Raw genomic sequence first — 19,939 nt, forward strand, 5'->3', positions numbered from 1 at the left:
AAATCAATATTTCAAGCCGTTTTTTTATTTTTGGTAAACATTTTATTATTCACCTATAAATGTCACATTTGTATAGTAATATATTCATAATAATGCAATTACTTTCGGCAAATTTGACATATTATTTTTTCATACTTGAAGCTATAAGTTACTATATAGTATAATAAATTTAAAGGTATTTTATCTAAAAAGGAAGTATACGTAATGACAGAAAAGCCATTTTCACAAATCAGGCAATCACTTATCAGAACCGCTATGGGAGAAATCAAGCCGGACCTCATACTGCGCGGTGGTAAAATTATAAATGTTTTTACAGAAAAAATAAATTCAGGAGATATTCTCATTAAAGATGGCTATATTGCCGCTATCGGAGACTATTCTGAGATGTATCCAAGCTCCGAAGATTTCGAGATAGTAAATCTTAAGGGAAAATATGTTTCTGCTGGATTTATAAACGCTCATGTTCATGTTGAATCATCTATGGTTCTTCCAAATGTCTATGCTTGTGAAGAAGTTCGTTTCGGCACAACAACTATAATCACCGACCCTCACGAAATAGGAAATGTCGGTGGTATGCCTGCTCTTGAAAGCATACTTGAGATGACCGAAAATCTACCTATAAATTATTTTGTTATGTTGCCAAGCTGTGTACCATCAACACCGTTTGAACATGCCGGTGCAGTTTTAACTGCTGATGAACTTATCAAACTTAAAAATAATCCTCGTGTTCTCGGACTTGGTGAAATGATGAATGTTCCGGGTGTACTTGGTTGTTCTGAAGATGTTATGAACAAGCTTGATGCCTTTGATAATGAAATAATAGACGGACATTCTCCTATGCTTTCAGGCAATCCTCTTTCAGCATATAAAGCTGCAGGAATTATGACCGACCACGAATCAGCATCATTTGATGAAGCGATAGAAAAGCTTAGCCTTGGACTTTCCGTTCTTGTAAGAGAAGGTTCTGCCGCAAAAAATCTTGAAGATATAATTCGTGGTGTCGTTGATAATTCAATAGATACAAATAATATGGCTTTCTGTACAGACGATAAACACCTAAGCGATGTTTGCAAAGAGGGTACTATACGCTGTAATATAAAGAAAGCTATCGCACTTGGACTTTCCCCTATCAACGCATACAAAATGGCAACTATAAATGCCGCAAAAATTTATGGCTTAAAGCATATAGGTGCAGTTGCACCATCATATAAAGCAGATTTAGTTATACTTGATGATATGGAAAATGTCAGCATATCGGAAATTTATAAAGACGGTATTCCGTTTAAAAATTTGAACTTCGAGCAAAAGTTGAGTTGTCCTGAATATCTACTCAATTCTGTAAATTATGCGCCTATTAAAATTTCAAATTTTGAACTTCCTAAAAATGATAAATATTCTATAATAGGAATTATTGACAATCAGATTATCACTAAAAAGCTTGAATACACCTATGCTGATGCACAAAAAGCTCTTGCAAAAAAAGAGCTTCTGAAAATTGCAGTAATAGAGCGTCATCACGCAACAGGCAATATGGGAATAGGTCTTATAAAAGGCTATGGTTTAAAAAATGGTGCAGTTGCCACAACCGTTGGACACGATTCACATAATATAATCGTTGTCGGAGATAATGACAGTGATATGCTTCTTGCAGTAGAGGAACTAAAGCATATTAAAGGCGGATATACCGTTGTAAGCAATGGAGAAGTTATCGAATCACTACCACTTATTTTCGGCGGATTGATGAGTGTACTTCCAACAGATGAATTTATTTCACAGCTTGATAAAACTATATCCGCCGCAAGAAATTTAGGTGTAAACAAAAATATAGACCCATTTATAACACTTTCATTTATGGCACTACCAGTGATTCCTGAAATAAGAATAACCGATATGGGAATATTTGAAATGTAATTAAGACACTCAAAAGTTTCGCTCAAGCCTTTTGCGGCGAGCCGCCGCTCCCAAGACGCGGAATCGCTCGACAAGTCTCGCTCGTAGTGAATTAGGGAAAATTATTGACGCGGTCGAAGAAACTACCGCTTAGCTGACGCACTTATCTAAGACAGATAAAAGTTTCGCTCAAGCCTTTTCAAAAGCTCATAGAACAAGAGCAACGCCATTGTCATTCTCCGCAGACGGCAAAATTCTTTAAATCAACAAAAAACGCAGTAAAGTCAATTTTCGTTTGGCTTTACTGCGTTTTGCTTTTAGCTTTTTAGCTTAGATTACATATGCTTTGGCTCAAATGAAAGACAGTCTGTACATTGCTTAACTGTTGGATTATTCTCGTGAGTACCTACCTTAATAGTATCAAGAGAACAATAGTTAGCTGATTCGCAGTGATTTGAACATTGTGTTACTGTACATTCAATACATTTGTTTGGCTGACAATTACAATCCATTTTTAATTCTCCTTAAATTATAAGTTTATAACGACTGCCCGAACCGATTTTTTCGGCCAGCTTTTGTCGTCCTCAATTATCTTAACCAAAACATCTTGCTTTATACAAAAAATTATTCAAAGCTCAATTTTAAACAATCTCCTTAATTTACGGTAGCTATTACCTATATTTATATAAAATAAACAGCTAATAATAATTTCAGGAGGTGAATTTCTTGGCTGAATATCTTTGTCTTAGTGATTTACTTGACGCTGACCTTTCAAGCTATGAATATTTTTGTTCATTACCAGAAAGTATAAAGCAAAAAATTGAAATGGAGGACGCAAGAAGCTTTTCAGAAATGCAGGCTATTGCAAGACAAGAAGAACAAAAAGGATTTTTATTTTAATTTTCTCTGCTTATGAATATTTTTCCCGAATTTACTCAAAATAATCTAAAAAATACAAGGGAGAATTATTATGGAAATTACAATTTCAAATGTTCATGGCAGAGAAATAATTGATTCACGAGGAAATCCAACCGTTGAAGCAGAAGTTACTCTTATAGACGGTTCATATGGCAGAGCCGCTGTTCCGAGCGGCGCTTCTACCGGAGTTTATGAAGCTCACGAACTTCGTGATAATGACAAAATGAGATATGGCGGAAAGGGTGTTCTAACCGCTGTTGAAAATATTAACACTCTAATCTCCAAATCTATAATTGGAATGAACGCACTTAATCAAAGAGCCATTGACAAAGTTCTTAACGCTGAAGATGGTACAGAAAATAAAAGCCGTCTTGGTGCTAATGCAATTCTTGCAGTTTCTCTTGCAACAGCTAAAGCCGCCGCAAATTTTCTTGACATTCCACTTTTTCGTTATATTGGCGGTGTAAATAGCTATAAATTGCCTGTTCCAATGATGAATATTTTGAATGGAGGCGCTCATGCGTCTAATAATATTGACATTCAAGAATTTATGATTATGCCTGTCGGTGCCGACTGTTTTTCTCATGGGCTCAGAATATGCTGTGAAATCTATCATACTCTTGGCAAAGTAATCAAAGAGCGTGGAGGTTCAACAGGTGTTGGTGACGAGGGCGGTTATGCACCAAACCTTGAAAGCGATGAAGATGCTCTCAAACTCATATGTGAGGCTATTCAAGAGGCTGGCTACTCAACTGATACTGTAAAAATTGCACTTGATGCTGCCGCAAGCGAATGGTATGCCGAGGGCAGTTACAGACTTCCAAAGCGTGGCACTATACTTTCGAGTGAAAGTGTTTCAGAATATTTCGGAGAACTTTCAGAAAAATATCCAATAATTTCTATTGAAGACCCTCTGAGCGAACACGACTGGAAAGGTTGGACTCATATTACAGAGCAACTTGGAAGTAAAATTCAGCTGGTTGGTGATGACCTTTTCGTAACGAATACAGAGCGTTTAAAAAATGGTATAGAGCTTGGTGCAGGAAATTCAATTCTTGTTAAAATGAATCAGATTGGTACTCTTACCGAAACTCTCGACGCCATAGAAACTGCCAAAAAAGCTGGTTATACTACAGTAATTTCCCACCGTTCCGGTGAAACAGAAGATTATACTATTGCAGACTTAGCAGTTGCCGTAAACGCCGGTCAAATTAAAACAGGTGCTCCTTGCCGAAGTGAAAGAGTTGCAAAATATAACAGACTTTTACGAATTGAGCAAAAGCTTGGTGCGTGTTCCGAATACGGAATATAAAACTTCATAATCTAAAGGGACGGAATAAATCCGTCCCTACATAAACAAAAAGCCTCCGCTTTTTACGGCGGAGGTCCAAATTATATTTGATTTATAAATTACTTAGAAGAAACCTTCTTCTTTGTAAGAACAACTGCTGTAAGAGCTGCTGCTGCAAATACTGCTGCAAGAGCGATAGGTGTTGCAGAATCACCTGTCTCTACGCCCTTCTTACCGTCCTTACCATCGTTTGAAGGAGTTGAAGGAGTCTTGGAATCATCTGCTGAAGCAGAATTGCTTGATTCTTCTTCACTTGGCTCTGGTACAACTGAAGGCTCGCCAGAAGCATCGAATACTACCCAGTTACCTTCCTTATATGTAACAGCAGCGCCATCTTCCTTAGCATCTGCAGATGATACATCTGGAATGTAGATATTACCAGCATTTGCTGTAGCGTCAACCTTAACATCGCTTGTCTGAATCTTTGGATTATCTACTGTATACTCATCGTCAGAAACGAGGTTGTTGAAGATAATCTTTGTTGTTTCAGCATTATACTCAATAGCCCAAACATCTGTACCCTCGATTTGGATAGCTTCCTGTCCTGGCCATGTTGCGTTCTCAGCAGGAGTCCACCAGTAAGCACCAACCTTAGCCCACTTTGATTCGCTGTTATCGAAGAAATAGTACTTAGAGAGGTTCTCTTCACCAAGCTGCTCAGATGCTTTCTTATAAGCTTCTGCATACTTACCTGCTGGAACTTCAGGAGTTGAAGATTCCTCTGAAGATTCCTGTGAAGACTCTTGTGAAGACTCTGAAGGTGTAGGAGCTGCTGGCTCTTCTGTGCCAACATACCATGTATCAACACCGCTCTTACCTGTACGAGTATCAAAGTAAACAGTTACATCTTTGCCATAAACTGATTCGTCAAACTTGCAGTTATCCTGGCTGTTAGCTGTAACGCCGTCTGCATTGGTTGCACCCCAACTGTAATCCCAACCGCCGTTTGCACGAACCTTATAAGAAGAACCCTCAGCAGGAACTGATACAGTCGCTGTGTAGAGACCGTCTCCGTCCTCATCTGTAAGAGCTACATCACCGCCCCAGCTATTGAAATCGCCGATAACGCCGTATGTAGCACCCTCTAGCTGAAAATCTTCATAAACAGCTGATGCTGAAGCTGCTGAAGCAACAACTACAGAAGCTGCTGTTGCGCCTGCAAGAAGAATACTTAAAGCTTTCTTATTCATTGTAATTTCCTCCTAATTAATATTAGAAAATTTTATTTATTGGAATTATTGTTTACCCAATGATAAACACAATTTCAATTTAGGTTAAATATACCACAATTCTTACAACTTTGCAATAAAATTTCCGAAGTTTTTGCTTCAAACTCAACTTTTGTGTTATTTTTGCTAAAGTTACACACCTCGTTTTGTGCAAATTCATAGTATTTTAAGGCACATTCGAGTTAATTTGACAAGTATAGTGCAATAGACTATAATATTTTTATTAGCTTTAATACTATTGAAAGGTGGTTTAGGGCAACTGTGTCCTTAAATTTATGATAAAATATTGTTCACGCTGCAAAAAAATATTTGACACTCAAAATGATAAATGCCAAAAATGTGGTAAAACCCTTATTGAAAATCCTGCCGGCGAATCCCCCGTCTGTATCATAACAACAGGCGGATTTGAACTTGAACGTATAAAATCCGCCTTAGAAAGTGAGAGTATCCCTTGCGTAATTAAAGAAGCTGAGGGCAATGTAAATATGAAAATTCTTAACGAGGGTGACCTCGGCGAAAATAATATTATTGTGCCTCTTGCCGCATATAACCACGCTTGTGATGTTTTGATAGGAATAGGTGCAATGAAACCGGAGGATAACACCATAACCGTTCCAGATGATATAAAAATTGATGATTCAGACCAAGATATGAGTCCAAGAAAGCGTTTTTGGGTAAAGTTAGCCTCAATAGTTTTGTTTATAATTGTTGTTTGGATAGTCATTACTGTCACAGATGCAGGAATTGCTTTAGTAAAAAATCTTTTTGGTGCATAATAACATAGGTTTGATAAAACTTAAAAGTTTTGCTCAATCTTTTTCAAAAGCTTGCAGTTCCCAAAGACAGAACCCTTGGTTGCTGTCCACAGATGGCGAAATACTTTATATTCCTCAAAGCACAGGAGGATAAAAAAATTCCAACGGAATATTTTTCGTAGGAAAATCTCGCAGAGAGTTCCCTTAAAAATAAATGTTTATTATAACTTTTAACTTGATAGTTTTTTAATCAATAATAAAGCACTTTGAGCTAAATAATTTAGTTCAAAGTGCTTTTTATTATTTCTTACTTCCCTTAAATTCCTTTTTTACAATAAGTATTTCTTCTTTTCCGACACACTCTATGCCATTAAAGTCTAATTTTATAATGTATGGCATAAAGTCAATCATTCTCAAAAAACTATCACAATTATAGCTATGGTCAAAATAATTCAAAATCGTACTTAAAGCCGTTCCATGTGTACCAAGAATTATCTTATCATTTGGGTGATTGTCTAAAATCTCAAATAAAGCCGAAATGTTTCTTTCCTGAACATTCCTAAGCGACTCTCCTCCTTCCTCATGGTAGTCAAAATCTTTCCATCTCTTTTGGAACATTCCGAAATTATTGCCATTAAAACCTTTTTCACGCTCCCTAAAGCGTTCGTCTGTATCAATCCTCAATCCATGGCTTTCCGCACAATGCTTGATTGTATCAATACTTCTTTTATACGGACTTGATACCGCATAGGTTAGCTTAATATCTTTCAAGACTCCATAAACCCTTTCACTATCGGCAATTCCCTCACCTGTGAGAGGTCTGGTTTTGTCGTCCTTCCAAGAGTATTCCGGCTGTGCGTGTCTTACAAAATAAATTGTTGTCATTTTTATTTTTCCTTGTTTTTCAAATATTTAAATACTGTAACTAATATATCTAAGAGCAATGCGAAAATTATAAGACCTAAAAAGAAATATTGGAAGTTGCTAAAAATATTAATTATAAATGTACTCTCGTTATTAAATATTTTAGAAATATTATCCGCAAATTTAGGATTCATAATTCTGTCATTCATAAGCCACCAGAGCGACAGAAAACCTGAAATAATATTCGCTGCTACAGTTGTTATCATAACCTTTTTGCTGTATCTTCCTTCTATCAGCCTAACTACATCTCTTATAATTCCGACAACACTGAACATCACAATTATATACCAAGTTTGCCTGATTGTTTCAAAATTAAAAATCGGAATAAATTCATTATACATAACAACACAGAAAATCTGCGGTGCAGTAAGAAATACAATTAAAAATATCACTGATAATCCAATACTAATAATTGAGTCTACTTTTGATATTTTTTCATTTTTCTCAGGAACAGAAGGTAAGCTATCCAGATTGCTTGTTGTATCAATTTTAATATCCTTATGGTAAAAAAATGCGAAAAGTGCTGTTACAAAACCAAATGCTGCTCCAACACTTATAATTAAATTTGTAATTAAAGACGCAATAAAATTCGCAGACGATGATACTACATTTTCTATACTATTGCTTTTTGAAAAATCAAGAATTCCCGAAATTATATTAGCAAGAATAACACCAAAAATAGTACAAATCATAACGATTTTAAGTACATATTTATAAGTAGAGTAATACGGAGAGCCTATCAGACATTTTTTATTGTCAGGATTATATTTTTCATAGAGTTCTTCGGGAGTTCCAAGCTCTGTAAGTACAACTCTTATATCCTTTTCTTCAGGAACAAGCTCGCCACAGCGTTCCGCCAACATATCGTCAATCAATGTTCTAAGCTCATTAGAAATATCCTTTCTAACCTTTTGCGGCAATCTTTTAGTAACTGCATAGATATATCTTTCAATCAAATCATTTTTCATTGTTATCCTCCAATAATCTATTAACATTTTTTGAAAAGTTATTCCAATGATTAACTACTCTCTCAAGTACAATCAAGCCATCATCAGTTATCTTATAGTATTTTCTTGGTTTTGCCTCACTTGTTTCCCACTCACTTTTTAACAGACCTTGAGATTCAAGACGCCTCATTAAAGGATAAAGTGTATTTGCTTCAATAGGTATATCATTATCCTGAAGTTTTTTGACAAGGTTATATCCATACATTGGTTCTTTTAGCTGGCTAAGAACCAAAAGTATCAATGTTCCTCGTCTTAACTCCAAAATAAGACCTGAAACTATTTCATCATGATTCATATACTTCACCTCACACCTTATTGTGTGTAATCATTATACTGTATATCACACACTATGTCAAGAAAAAATTTTTTCAATACAAAAAGGCAGAAGCCTAAGCCTCTGCCTTTTATAATATTCAGAAAATAATTATCAGTTTGTGATAGTTCTCTCTGTTTCCTTATCGAAGATATGAATTTTTTCAACATCGAATGCAATTTCGATTGGCTCGCCTGCTTCAGCAGTAGATGATGGGTCAACACGAGCAACAGCAGATTCGCCCTCGATTGTCATATAAACATAGATTTCAGCACCCATAAGTTCTGTAACTTCAACCTGTGCCTCAATAATGTCAGTTGCTCTCTCGAGGAACTCTGGGTCATCGTGAACATCTTCTGGACGGATACCGAGAATAACATCTCTGCCAACAAACTTAGAAAGAATGTTGTTCTTATTCTTAGACTCCGGAAGAGTAATAGTATACTTACCGAATGAAATACCGTAGTCTTCACCTGCTCTTACGATTGTAGCATTGATGAAGTTCATTTGAGGAGCACCCATAAATCCTGCAACGAAGAGGTTGCATGGCTTCTCATAGAGGTTTTGTGGTGTATCAACCTGCTGAATGAAGCCGTCCTTCATAACAACGATTCTATCACCCATTGTCATAGCCTCTGTCTGGTCATGTGTAACATAGATAAATGTTGTACCAAGTCTCTTATGAAGCTTAGAAATCTCTGTTCTCATCTGAGTACGGAGCTTAGCGTCGAGGTTTGAAAGCGGTTCGTCAAGGAGGAAGACCTTCGGGTCACGAACAATAGCACGACCAAGAGCAACACGCTGTCTTTGACCACCTGAAAGAGCCTTTGGCTTTCTTTCGAGAAGATGAGAAATATCAAGAATACGAGCAGCCTCTTCAACTCTTCTTCTCATTTCTTCCTTTGGAGTCTTTCTGAGCTTAAGACCGAAAGCCATGTTATCAAAAACAGTCATATGAGGATAAAGAGCATAGTTCTGGAAAACCATCGCAATATCTCTGTCCTTAGGTGAAATATCGTTAGAAAGGACATCACCGATATAAAGTTCGCCCTTACTGATTTCCTCAAGACCTGCAATCATACGGAGAGTAGTTGACTTACCACAGCCTGAAGGTCCAACAAAGATAATAAACTCTTTATCTTCGATTTCGAGGTTGAAGTCGCTAACAGCTACAACATTACCGTCATAAATCTTATATACATTTCTAAGTGATAAACTTGCCATAATTTGCTTCCTCCTGTGGGTAACCCGATTTAATTCAATAATAATATAATAACAGATTTGAAAAAAGAATGGTATTCATTTTTTTACTAAATCTAAGGTGTCCGGTTTATGTATATTGCCTAAAAACAAAAAAAGAGCCGTCTTTTTGTACAAATTGCATAGTTACTTTTGTGCAATTTGTGTAAAATTTATTCTAAGAACCATTTTTTATAATTTTAGTATCTTTAATTACACTATTCAAAGTATTTTTTCTCTACTCAAGGCTCGCCTGATTTCCTCTGAATCAAGCTCTCTTGCCTCTCCAAGTGAAAGCTTTTCATCAAGTAAAAGACCACCAATTCTAAGCCTTTTAAGTTCTAAAACTTCTGCCCCGACCGCATGAAACATTCTCTTAATCTGATGGAACTTGCCCTCACAAATTTCCACAAGAGCAGTATTATCGCTAATAATTTTCATATCCGCCGGCAGAAAATCATCTCCGCCTTCATTTATGCCTGTCCTGAATTTTTCAATATCGTTTTCTGTGAGCTTTCTGTCAACAACTGCTTCATATAGCTTATTGACATGGCTCTTAGGTGCAAGTAATTTATGCGAAAACTCCCCGTCGTCTGTAATTATAAGCAAACCCTCTGTATTTCTATCAAGCCTACCCGCAGGAAATAAATCCTTGCGTCTGAGTTCGGGCGGAAGTAGGTCAAGCACTGTTTTTTCTCGACTATCTCTGCTTGCAGAAACAACACCCTTCGGCTTATTTAACATTATATATATGTAACGCTTATATAAAATCGGTTCATCATCGAGAGTAATTTCACAGTTTTCGGGGTCAAATTTACCCTCAGGCCTCACTACAATTTTTCCATCAGCCTTTATTCTACCTTGTTTTATAAATGATTTTATTTCCTTTCGACTTGCAATATTCTGTGATGACAGAATTTTATCTATTCTTAAAAGAGCCATAAAAAATCCCCTTTCGGATAGATTTTAACATATCAATTTTATTCCTGCAAGCTTTCATTACGATGTTTGACAACGAATTACATATAATAGTATAATAATCAGGAATAAATATCCTCCCTATCTTGGGATAAATCAGGAGAAAAACAATGAGTCTGACAGTTTCAATCTGTGTAATTGCGTATAACGAGGAAAATACGATTTCAGGTATACTTTCGGATATTCTCTATCAAACATATCCGCACAAGCTTACTCAAATAATTCTTGTCAATTCACTCTCAGAGGATAACACGCAAAAAATAATGGAGCAATTTTCCCATTCAAACAGCAAAGATTATATAAGTGTAGATATTCTTCAAAATAATAAGCGTTCACAGGCATCGGGTTGGAACACTGCTCTTAAAAAGTCAATCGGTGATGTCATAATCAGAGTTGACGCACACGCATCTATCCCAAATGATTTTATAGAAAAAAATATCAATGTTATTGAAAGCGGAGAAAATATAAGCGGTGGTTCAAGACCTAACATTATAATAGACCCAACTCCAATGAAAGAAACTCTACTTCTCGCAGAAAGTTCTATGTTTGGCAGTTCAATAGCGTCTTATCGCAGAGAAAGCGATAAGAAACAATATGTAGACTCTATGTTTCACGCTGCATACAGACGAGAAGTCTTTGAAAATGTAGGCGGATTTGATGAAACTCTCGGCAGAACAGAAGATAACGAACTTCATTACCGTATGCGTCAGGCGGGATACAAATTTTGCCTTTCACCTGATATAATCTCATATCAACACACAAGAACAACTCTTAAAAAAATGCTTGCGCAGAAATTCGGAAACGGCAGATGGATAGGCTTAACTCTTGGAGTTTGTCCTAAATGCCTTTCTGTTTTTCATTTTGTACCATTCTGTTTTGTCTTGGCAATAATAGGCTGTATAGCACTAAACATAATAGGTATAGTCTGTGGACTTCAAATCTTAAAAGTACCTTTATATATTCTTGGAATAGCTTATCTATTAGCCGACCTTGTTATGACAATCACAGCTGTTATTCCGGCAAAAAAACATTTTAGCGAATTTCTTTTGCCATTTATCTTTCCTATGCTTCATATAGCATATGGGTTTGGAACAATCGTAGGAATATTTCAAATGCCGTTTTGGTTAAAGCACAGAGATAAAAATTCTAAAAAAAATATTGATAGTGTAAGTATTGAAATGAAAAAATTAAGTAAAAGTCGAGAATAATTATTTTAATATTTAAATATGTATAAAATTAACTTTAATTTATACCTAATATTATATTTAAATGTATCATAAATTTGGCGTTTTGATTATTATTTATAAAAATTTTATAAAATTTTGTAATATCTATTGAAAATTCCGAAAGAATTTAGTATAGTTAAATAGATGAGTAAATTTGAAAGCGGTGATATTTTATGCAGTGTCCTGAATGCGGTAGCGAGTGGAAAGCAAGCAATCGCATAGATCTCATACAGCGTTGCCCTTTCTGCGGTGCAAGCCTTGAAAAAGAAGCTCCAAGACAAATAACCTTCACTAATGCTAAGGAAGGTGTTCGTTATATTGTCGATAATTTCGGCAGTGATGTAATTGTTGATAATGAACAATTTACAAAGCTTCTAAACAAGTTTATGCCTAAGCTCAAGCAGGAAAGAAAAGTAATTGTCGAAGCAATGAACGAAGGAGTCTGTACTACATTGTACGATGCTACAGACCAAAGCGAAATTGATAAGTGTATTGCAATTCTCCAGTCAATCAAAATTTTGACGCAAGATGCCTGCATGGCTGAAAAATGGGCATGCTATGCTGTAGAAACTATAGTATACGCTCTCGGATGGAGTGTTCCTATGTTTGGAATTACTCCAAATATTCATATGTATCAAATTCCAGAAACAGTAAGTCACCCTTGGAATCAAGAGAATTCAAACGAAGTCTGGGTTCAGCCTGATAAAGTTTGGGTTAATCCTGTTGAAAGCAATGGTGATACATGGGATGATAAGAAACAGGAAGTAATAGAAGTATCAGAAGAAGAGCTTAATAAGCCATCTCACCATACTCAAGATGATTTCTATGTTTACGAACCTCAGATATTTGAGCAGTCACCTGAAAATGATAAATCTGTCGAACAACAATCTGAAGAACTAAACAAGACTAATACAGAATCATCTGTCTCTGAAACCCCTGCCGAAGAGCAAAAAGAACCAGTTATCGAGTCACCTGTCTTTGAAGCTCCTACCGAAGAAGCTAAAGAGCCGGTTATCGAATCACCTGTCTTTGAAGCTCCTACAGAAGAAGCTAAAGAATCGGTTATCGAGTCACCTGTCTTTGAAGCTCCTACAGAAGAAGCTAAAGAGCCGGTTATCGAGTCACCTGTTTTTGAATCTCCTACCGAAGAAGCTAAAGAATCGGTTATCGAGTCACCTGTCTTTGAAGCTCCTACAGAAGAAGCTAAAGAACCGGTTATCGAGTCACCTGTTTTTGAATCTCCTACCGAAGAAGCTAAAGAACCGGTTATCGAGTCACCTGTCTTTGAAGCTCCTACCGAAGAAACTAAAGAACCGGTTATCGAGTCACCTGTCTTTGAAGCTCCTACTGAAGAAACTAAAGAACCGGTTATCGAGTCACCTGTTTTTGAAGCTCCTACCGAAGAAGCTAAAGAATCGGTTATCGAGTCACCTGTCTTTGAAGCTCCTACAGAAGAAGCTAAAGAACCGGTTATCGAGTCACCTGTTTTTGAATCTCCTACCGAAGAAGCTAAAGAACCGGTTATCGAGTCACCTGTCTTTGAAGCTCCTACTGAGGAATCTACAGAGCCAGTTATCGAGTCACCTGTCTTTGAAGCTCCTACCGAAGAAGCTAAAGAGCCGGTTATCGAATCACCTGTCTTTGAAACACCAGTAGAAGAATCTGAAAATAATACAAGTGAACATACAAACGAGCAGGTTGAACAAAACTCTGCTCCTCAACAAACACCATTTGGTTCATCACCCGAGCAACAATATAATCCTTGGGCTTATGGTCCGTGGGGTATGCCACCTCAACAAGGTGTTGAGGGTCAGCAACAGCCTTATAATCCTTGGGCTTACGGTCCTTATGGTATGCCTCCTCAACAAGGTGCTGAGGGTAAGCAACAGCCTTATAATCCTTGGGCTTACGGTCCTTATGGTATGCCTCCTCAACAAGGTGCTGAGGGTAAGCAACAGCCTTATAATCCTTGGGCTTACGGTCCTTGGGGTATGCCTCCTCAACAGGGGGCTGAAGGTCAGCAACAGCCTTATAATCCTTGGGGTATGCCTCCTCAACCTAACGCTCAACAAAATCCTGTAAATGAGCCTGTTCCGCAACCTGTTGAAGAAGTAAAATCTGAAGCTGAAAAGGAACCTGAGCCACAACCCGAACCACAGCCTGAACCTGAGCCACAGCCTATTGAAAAAGAAACTGAGCCAGAGCCGGTTGCTGAAACAAATCCGGAATCAGAGGCTCCATTCATTCCACAGCCAGAATCAACAGCCAAGAAAAATAATGTTGATATAGACCAATATATGAATGCTCCATGGGCTGTACATAACAGAGGAAATAGTAGAGTTGCTGATGTTAAACCTATTGATATTCCAACAAATTCAACTGGTACATCAGACCGTACAAATGGTTTCAGCGTTTCAAACACAGCGTTACATCAAGAAACTCCGGTTTCTGCTGAACCGGTAATTCAAACACCGGCAGAAAATCATGAACCTATTCACAAGGTTGACCTTTCTTCCTTAAATATAAAACCATCTGATGAGCCTATTTCTAAGCCATCGATGGAAAAGCCGTCAATGGAAACCATGCCAGTTGTTGAAATTCCGATTCCTCAACCAGAGACAAATGTTGCTCCGGCTGAAGAGCCTACAGCAGAAAATATTGTAGTAAATATTCCAGAACCAAGCGTTCCCGAAACTTCAAGCACCAGTGAAGTATTCACAAAGGAAGACGCTAATAAGTTCACCCTCAATCATATTCAAATTCCTGAGGGCGTTATTCGTATTGATGACGAAGCCTTTAAAGATAATCAAAAGATAGAAGCTGTCGCACTTCCTAAATCTCTTAAAGAAATCGGCGATAGTGCATTTGAGGGCTGCATCAAGCTTATTACAATCAATATTCCTGATGGTGTTACTGAAATAGGAAAATGTGCATTTAAAGGTTGTTCTTCAATTACATCTATTAAACTTCCTGATAGCATCACAAGAATAAATGCAGAGTGCTTTGGTAGCTGTGAAAAACTCAAAGATTTCAAGATACCATCATCAATACAACATATAAGCAGACATGCTTTTATGAACTGCGCAAGCATAGTTGATATTGAAATTCCTGATGGCATTCACGGTCTTGCTGAAAACATATTCAGCGGTTGTAAGTCACTCCAAACAATTAAAGTTCCTGAAAGTGTATCTCAAATACATAAGAATTGTTTTAGCTGGTGTGAATCTCTTACAACAATAAATCTTCCTGAAGCTGTCACAGAAATCGCTCCGGGTTCATTCACAGGCTGTGAAAAGCTTAAAACTCTCGATATTCCATCAAGAATTACAAAAATAGGTTACGGTGCATTCAGTAAGTGTTCAGGACTTAAATCCCTCACGCTTCCTGATACTATTACAGAAATCGAAGAAAATGCATTTCTCGGTTGTCGTTCTCTTGTTGTTTATTGTTCACAAGACAATGCCTATATCAAGAGATATTGCCGACTTAATCGTGTAAGATGCAAGAGCATCACCTAAACTAAAATACTTAAAAGCCTCTCGTTAATTCGAGAGGCTTTTTCCATTAAAATATCATTGCTAAAATATACAAATCAAGCTCATATTTCATCATTCATTACCTTACACAAAATTTTCTATGAAATTTCTTTTAAAAGGTTGATTTTTTTCTTATTTTTGTGTAAAATGTATAGAGAGATTTTATATTATCGGGCGATAATTCATACGAACTATATATTAAACATAAAGTGAGGTATAAATATGTCTAACAGACTTTTTCAAGGCGTTATCCACCAAATGAGAGATACCATCGACCGTGCCATCGGAGTTATTGACGAAACATCTGTCGTTATCGCTTGCAGTGAACTTGGCAAAATTGGCGAAGTAAACGAAAATATTACAACAGATATGCTCTCCTCCGCCGCACCTTTTGTACTTAACGGCTATACTTACAAGCCTTTCGGCAGTAAGCCAAGATGTGAATATGCTGTTTTTGTAGCAGGCAACGATGACCTTGCGCAAAAATATGCTATGCTTCTCGCTATATCTCTCGGAAGCATAAAACAATATTATGATGAAAAATATGACCGCGGCAATTTCATCAAAAATGTCATACTTGACAATATCCTTCCTGGCGATATATACTTAAAAGCAAAAGAACTTCGTTTCAATTCTGAGGTTACTCGTGTATGTTTCGGCATCAAAATTATCTCTAAAAACGATATTTCTGCTTATGATGTCATTCAGAATCTCTTCCCTGATAAGAGCAAGGATTTTGTTATCAATATCAATGAATCCGATATAGCGCTTGTCAAGGAAATTAAGCCAGAAACAGATTCTAAAAACCTCGAGAAACTTGCAAGTTCTATTGTAGATACGCTTTCCGGCGAATTCTATACACACTGCGTTATCGGTATAGGAACTCCTGTTGAGGGAATTAAAGACCTTGCCCGTTCTTATAAAGAAGCACAGATTGCCCTTGAGGTTGGTAAAGTATTCGATACAGAAAAGACTATCGTAAGCTATGATAATCTCGGTATCGCTCGTCTTGTCTATCAACTTCCAACAACACTCTGCGATATGTTCCTTAAAGAAGTATTCAAGCGTGGTTCTATCGAGTCTCTTGACCAAGAAACTCTCTTCACAATTCAGCGTTTCTTCGAGAATAACCTTAATGTTTCAGAAACATCAAGAAAACTCTTTGTTCACAGAAACACTCTTGTTTATCGTCTTGAGAAGATTAAGAAGCTTACCGGCCTTGACCTCAGAGAATTTGAAGATGCTATCGTATTCAAAGTAGCACTTATGGTTAAGAAATATCTTTCATCTAACCCAATAAAATACTAATTTTGTAAACATAAACATTACAGACTCAAGAATAAAGTTGTCTTGTAGCAGGCAGTTTTCTGTCTCTATAAGGCGACTTCTTGGTTTATATAGGGATTAATTTTTTATTAATACTATACAAATATCGAAAAATGTCAAAATATATTACATCGATATTGTATAAACAATATTTTTAATATTAAACTTCCCTATTATTTACTAAAAGAAAGGTCTTATCTATGATTCATTTTAAAAATGTATCCAAAGTATATCCAACAGGCACAAAAGCTCTCGAAGATATAAATTTGGATATAAACAAAGGAGAGTTCGTCTTTATAGTCGGACCTTCCGGAGCAGGAAAAAGTACATTTCTAAAACTAATTATGCGTGAAGAAGCTGCCACAGAAGGCGAAATTTCTGTAAACGGTTATAATCTTATAAAAATCAAAAAACGAAAAATCCCATATCTACGCAGAACCATGGGAATAGTTTTTCAGGATTTCAGACTTATTGAAAAAATTTCTGTTTTTGATAATGTTGCCTTTGCTATGAGAGTAATCGGCGTTTCCGAAAAATCTGTCCGTAAGCGTGTCGAGTATATTCTCGGTCTTGTCGGACTCTCAGAAAAAGCCGACCGCAAACCAAGCGAACTTTCAGGCGGCGAGCAACAGCGCGTCAGCCTTGCAAGAGCATTGGTAAATAATCCTGAACTCATAATTGCTGACGAGCCTACTGGAAATATCGACCCAGAACTTTCATATGAGATTATGGAACTTCTTGTTGAAATAAATAAGCGCGGCACAACAGTTTTAATTGTCACACACGAACATAACCTCGTAAATGAATTCGGTGGCAGAATTATCAAAATCAACGGCGGAAAAATTGTCGGTGATTATATTCGGGAGGTAGAGCAATGAAATTCAGAAGCTCAGGCTATCTCATAAAAGAGGGCATAAAAAGTATTTGGACTAACCGAATGATGTCGCTTGCAAGTATAGGCGTTCTTATTTCTTGCCTTTTGATTACAGGTGCGGCTGTCGTTACATCTATGAACGCCTCAAGCCTTATCTCATCTATTGGCGATACTAATATGATTACCGTATATCTTGACCCACAAATTTCTGATGTTGACGCTCTTAAGCTTGGCGCTAAATTTGATTTGACTGATAATGTAAAATCAAGCGAATTTTACTCAAAATCTAAGGCTATCGAAGATTATCAGGAAATGCTTGGCGATGATATTTATGCCAATATGAAAGGTGAAAATAACCCTTTGCCGCACGCATATAAAGTAAGCTTAGAAGATTTCTCAAAATATGAAGAAACCGTAAAAGAAATTAAAAAAATTGACGGCGTATATCAAATAGGAAACCGCAGTGATATTGCAAGAAAGCTTACTAAGCTAAATACTTTAGTAACATACATAGGTATAGCCGCCGTAATAATTTTGGGACTTGTTACGCTTTTTATAATTTCAAATACAGTTAAAATGACAATGTATTCCAGACGCTTTGAAATTAGCATAATGAAATCTGTCGGTGCAACAAATTCATTTGTACGAATACCGTTCTTGGTTGAAGGTATGGTTATAGGTCTTATTTCAGGAGTTATTTCATCTATTGTTATGATTGCTCTGTATAATCCTATATTGGAATCCGTCCGTGGCATTGCGTCCGTCGTATATAAAGCAAGTATTCCTATATCCGATATTTGGATTTATATTATTCTTGCATTCTTAGGTTCTGCTGTTCTTATAGGTGCTTTAGGAAGTTTTATATCTGTTTCAAAATACCTCAAAAAAGAAGGAGGAGAGATTCTTGGCTGGTAAAAAAAGAAAAAAGACCTTGGTTATTACTGCCTCAATACTAACTATGGCTCTTGCACTCTCACAGTCCACCTTCGCATTTGATGCTGAATCTAACAAAAGTGAACAAGCCGCATTGCAAAAGCAAGCTGAGCAATATGAAAACACGCTCAAAAAAACGCGCAATAATATTTCCGAAAAACAAGAGTATGCAAAGGCTCTTCAAGGAAAAATTGAAATTCTTAGCAAGCAAATAAAGCTAAGCGATGAAAAAATCATTGCACTTAACAAAAGCATTAAGCAAAAGCAAGCTGAAATTGACGATAAGCTTTCTAAAATTGAAAATAAAATGACTCAACTTCGTGCCAGACTTCGTGCTATTTATATGGCAGGTGATACCTCGTCTCTTGAAATTATTCTTGGAGCAAAAGATTTTTCCGATTTTATCGACAAAGCTGAGCTTGTTGAAAGCATTTCATCTTATGACAGTAACTTAATTAGCGAACTTAAAGCAGAAATGTCCACCATAAGCGAACAGCAAAAATCCTTGCAAGCAGAAAAAAACTCTGTTGAAAAGGCAAAGAAATCGCTTGAAAGCCAAAAAAGCGAAATTAATAAGCTCTCCGAAGAAAATAGTTCTATTATTGCCGAACTTCAAGGAGTAGAAAGTGCAACTCTTGATTCAATCGGAGAAAACAAAGAAAGCCAAGCTGCACTCGAAAAAGAACTTAAAGAATATTTCGAACAACAGAAAAAACAGGCTGAAGAGAATGCAAAAAAGCAAAATTCCAATAATAAACCATCTAATAATAATTCAAGTAACAATCCCACAAAGCCAAGCAATAATTCTAACAACAATTCTAATAATAACTCTAATAATAATTCTAACAACAACTCTAACAATAACAATAACAATAACGATAATGATAATGATAATCCAACACCAACGCCTACTCCAAGCTACGGTGAATATGTGTGGCCATGCCCAGGATTTTATTATCTCATATCTACATTTGATGAAAACCGAGGCGCAAGTAATCATGGTGCATTAGATATAGCCGGCGGCGGAATTTATGGTGCACAGGTCATCGCCGCAAGAGAAGGTACGGTTGTTTCATCATATAGCGGCTGTACTCACGATTATGGTAAAAGCTCGTCCTGCGGCTGTGGAGGCGGTTATGGAAACTATGTAGTAATAGAACACAGTGATGGCAAAACAAGCTTATATGGCCATCTATCAGCTGTTTATGTAAGCTATGGTGACCATGTAAGCACTGGTCAACTTATAGGTCGTGTAGGTTCAACCGGATATTCGACAGGACCACACCTACATTTTGAAACAAAGTATTCAACCATATGGGACCATTCCCAACGCTATAATCCGCTTGATGAATACCCGGGATTATTTTAACTCAAAATTTTAAATAAAACGCTATAAATTAAAACCTCTGTAACTCAGATAATAAGTTACAGAGGTTTTTT

General features: G+C 36.8%; 17 protein-coding genes. 10 read left to right on the forward strand and 7 right to left on the reverse strand.

Features of this window, described 5'->3' with window-relative positions; genetic code table 11:
* The first annotated feature begins 204 nt into the window (after window positions 1-204).
* Window positions 205-1,911 carry an adenine deaminase gene (gene ade / locus ACLU24_RS00245; RefSeq protein ID WP_412609213.1) on the forward strand — a complete coding sequence of 569 codons (1,707 nt, stop codon included), beginning with the start codon at window positions 205-207 and terminating at the stop codon, window positions 1,909-1,911.
* A 314-nt stretch (window positions 1,912-2,225) separates the two neighbouring features.
* Here ade and ACLU24_RS00250 read toward each other — a convergent pair whose 3' ends face one another.
* Entirely contained in the window at window positions 2,226-2,402 is a 177-nt protein-coding gene (locus ACLU24_RS00250; RefSeq protein ID WP_412609216.1) for a DUF1540 domain-containing protein, read from the reverse strand.
* 214 nt (window positions 2,403-2,616) lie between these two features.
* Between ACLU24_RS00250 and ACLU24_RS00255 the strand changes: the two genes are divergently transcribed.
* Window positions 2,617-2,790 (forward strand): hypothetical protein, encoded by a 174-nt coding sequence (locus ACLU24_RS00255; protein ID WP_412609218.1) that lies wholly within the window; start codon window positions 2,617-2,619, stop codon window positions 2,788-2,790.
* 70 nt (window positions 2,791-2,860) lie between these two features.
* Window positions 2,861-4,120 carry a phosphopyruvate hydratase gene (eno, locus tag ACLU24_RS00260; protein ID WP_412609220.1) on the forward strand — a complete coding sequence of 420 codons (1,260 nt, stop codon included), beginning with the start codon at window positions 2,861-2,863 and terminating at the stop codon, window positions 4,118-4,120.
* Between the two features lie 98 nt (window positions 4,121-4,218).
* Here eno and ACLU24_RS00265 read toward each other — a convergent pair whose 3' ends face one another.
* Window positions 4,219-5,349 carry a hypothetical protein gene (locus tag ACLU24_RS00265; RefSeq protein ID WP_412609225.1) on the reverse strand — a complete coding sequence of 377 codons (1,131 nt, stop codon included), beginning with the start codon at window positions 5,347-5,349 and terminating at the stop codon, window positions 4,219-4,221.
* A 314-nt stretch (window positions 5,350-5,663) separates the two neighbouring features.
* On the opposite strand from ACLU24_RS00265, the gene ACLU24_RS00270 reads away from it, so the two are divergent.
* Window positions 5,664-6,164: a putative signal transducing protein gene (locus ACLU24_RS00270; RefSeq protein ID WP_412609227.1), complete on the forward strand. Its 501-nt coding sequence runs from the start codon at window positions 5,664-5,666 to the stop codon at window positions 6,162-6,164.
* Between the two features lie 279 nt (window positions 6,165-6,443).
* Here the strand turns inward: ACLU24_RS00270 and ACLU24_RS00275 are convergent, their stop codons facing one another.
* The 5 genes from ACLU24_RS00275 to ACLU24_RS00295 form a co-directional block, all read right to left on the reverse strand.
* A complete protein-coding gene (locus tag ACLU24_RS00275; protein ID WP_412609230.1) occupies window positions 6,444-7,028 on the reverse strand; it encodes a histidine phosphatase family protein in 585 nt (194 codons plus the stop codon).
* Between the two features lie 2 nt (window positions 7,029-7,030).
* A complete protein-coding gene (locus ACLU24_RS00280) occupies window positions 7,031-8,035 on the reverse strand; it encodes an HAAS signaling domain-containing protein (RefSeq protein ID WP_412609233.1) in 1,005 nt (334 codons plus the stop codon).
* Window positions 8,025-8,369, reverse strand: a complete 345-nt coding sequence (locus tag ACLU24_RS00285; RefSeq protein ID WP_412609236.1) for a PadR family transcriptional regulator — start codon at window positions 8,367-8,369, stop codon at window positions 8,025-8,027. Before ACLU24_RS00285 ends, ACLU24_RS00280 begins: the two co-directional genes overlap by 11 nt.
* A gap of 132 nt (window positions 8,370-8,501) precedes the next feature.
* Window positions 8,502-9,611 (reverse strand): ABC transporter ATP-binding protein, encoded by a 1,110-nt coding sequence (locus ACLU24_RS00290; protein WP_412609238.1) that lies wholly within the window; start codon window positions 9,609-9,611, stop codon window positions 8,502-8,504.
* A 237-nt stretch (window positions 9,612-9,848) separates the two neighbouring features.
* Window positions 9,849-10,568, reverse strand: a complete 720-nt coding sequence (locus tag ACLU24_RS00295; protein WP_412609241.1) for a pseudouridine synthase — start codon at window positions 10,566-10,568, stop codon at window positions 9,849-9,851.
* 146 nt (window positions 10,569-10,714) lie between these two features.
* Here ACLU24_RS00295 and ACLU24_RS00300 point away from each other — a divergent pair, with 146 nt between their 5' ends.
* The 6 genes from ACLU24_RS00300 to ACLU24_RS00325 all read left to right on the forward strand — a co-directional run bounded on the left by ACLU24_RS00300 (window position 10,715) and on the right by ACLU24_RS00325 (window position 19,868).
* Window positions 10,715-11,812, forward strand: a complete 1,098-nt coding sequence (locus tag ACLU24_RS00300; protein ID WP_412609244.1) for a glycosyltransferase family 2 protein — start codon at window positions 10,715-10,717, stop codon at window positions 11,810-11,812.
* Window positions 11,813-12,003: 191 nt separating this feature from the next.
* Complete coding sequence (locus ACLU24_RS00305; protein WP_412609245.1) at window positions 12,004-15,348, forward strand: leucine-rich repeat protein; 3,345 nt, start codon at window positions 12,004-12,006, stop codon at window positions 15,346-15,348.
* Window positions 15,349-15,588: 240 nt separating this feature from the next.
* Window positions 15,589-16,674, forward strand: coding sequence for a PucR family transcriptional regulator (locus ACLU24_RS00310; RefSeq protein WP_412609247.1), 1,086 nt, complete (start codon window positions 15,589-15,591; stop codon window positions 16,672-16,674).
* Between the two features lie 218 nt (window positions 16,675-16,892).
* Window positions 16,893-17,570 (forward strand): cell division ATP-binding protein FtsE, encoded by a 678-nt coding sequence (gene ftsE, locus ACLU24_RS00315; RefSeq protein ID WP_412609250.1) that lies wholly within the window; start codon window positions 16,893-16,895, stop codon window positions 17,568-17,570.
* Entirely contained in the window at window positions 17,567-18,481 is a 915-nt protein-coding gene (gene ftsX, locus ACLU24_RS00320; protein WP_412609253.1) for a permease-like cell division protein FtsX, read from the forward strand. Before ftsE ends, ftsX begins: the two co-directional genes overlap by 4 nt.
* On the forward strand, window positions 18,471-19,868 hold the full coding sequence (locus ACLU24_RS00325) for a murein hydrolase activator EnvC family protein (protein WP_412609255.1): 1,398 nt from the start codon (window positions 18,471-18,473) through the stop codon (window positions 19,866-19,868). The genes ftsX and ACLU24_RS00325 overlap by 11 nt, the downstream gene beginning before the upstream one ends.
* The last annotated feature ends 71 nt before the right edge of the window (window positions 19,869-19,939 follow it).

The organism is Pseudoruminococcus sp., assembly GCF_047012705.1.
Lineage (GTDB): Bacteria > Bacillota > Clostridia > Oscillospirales > Acutalibacteraceae > Pseudoruminococcus.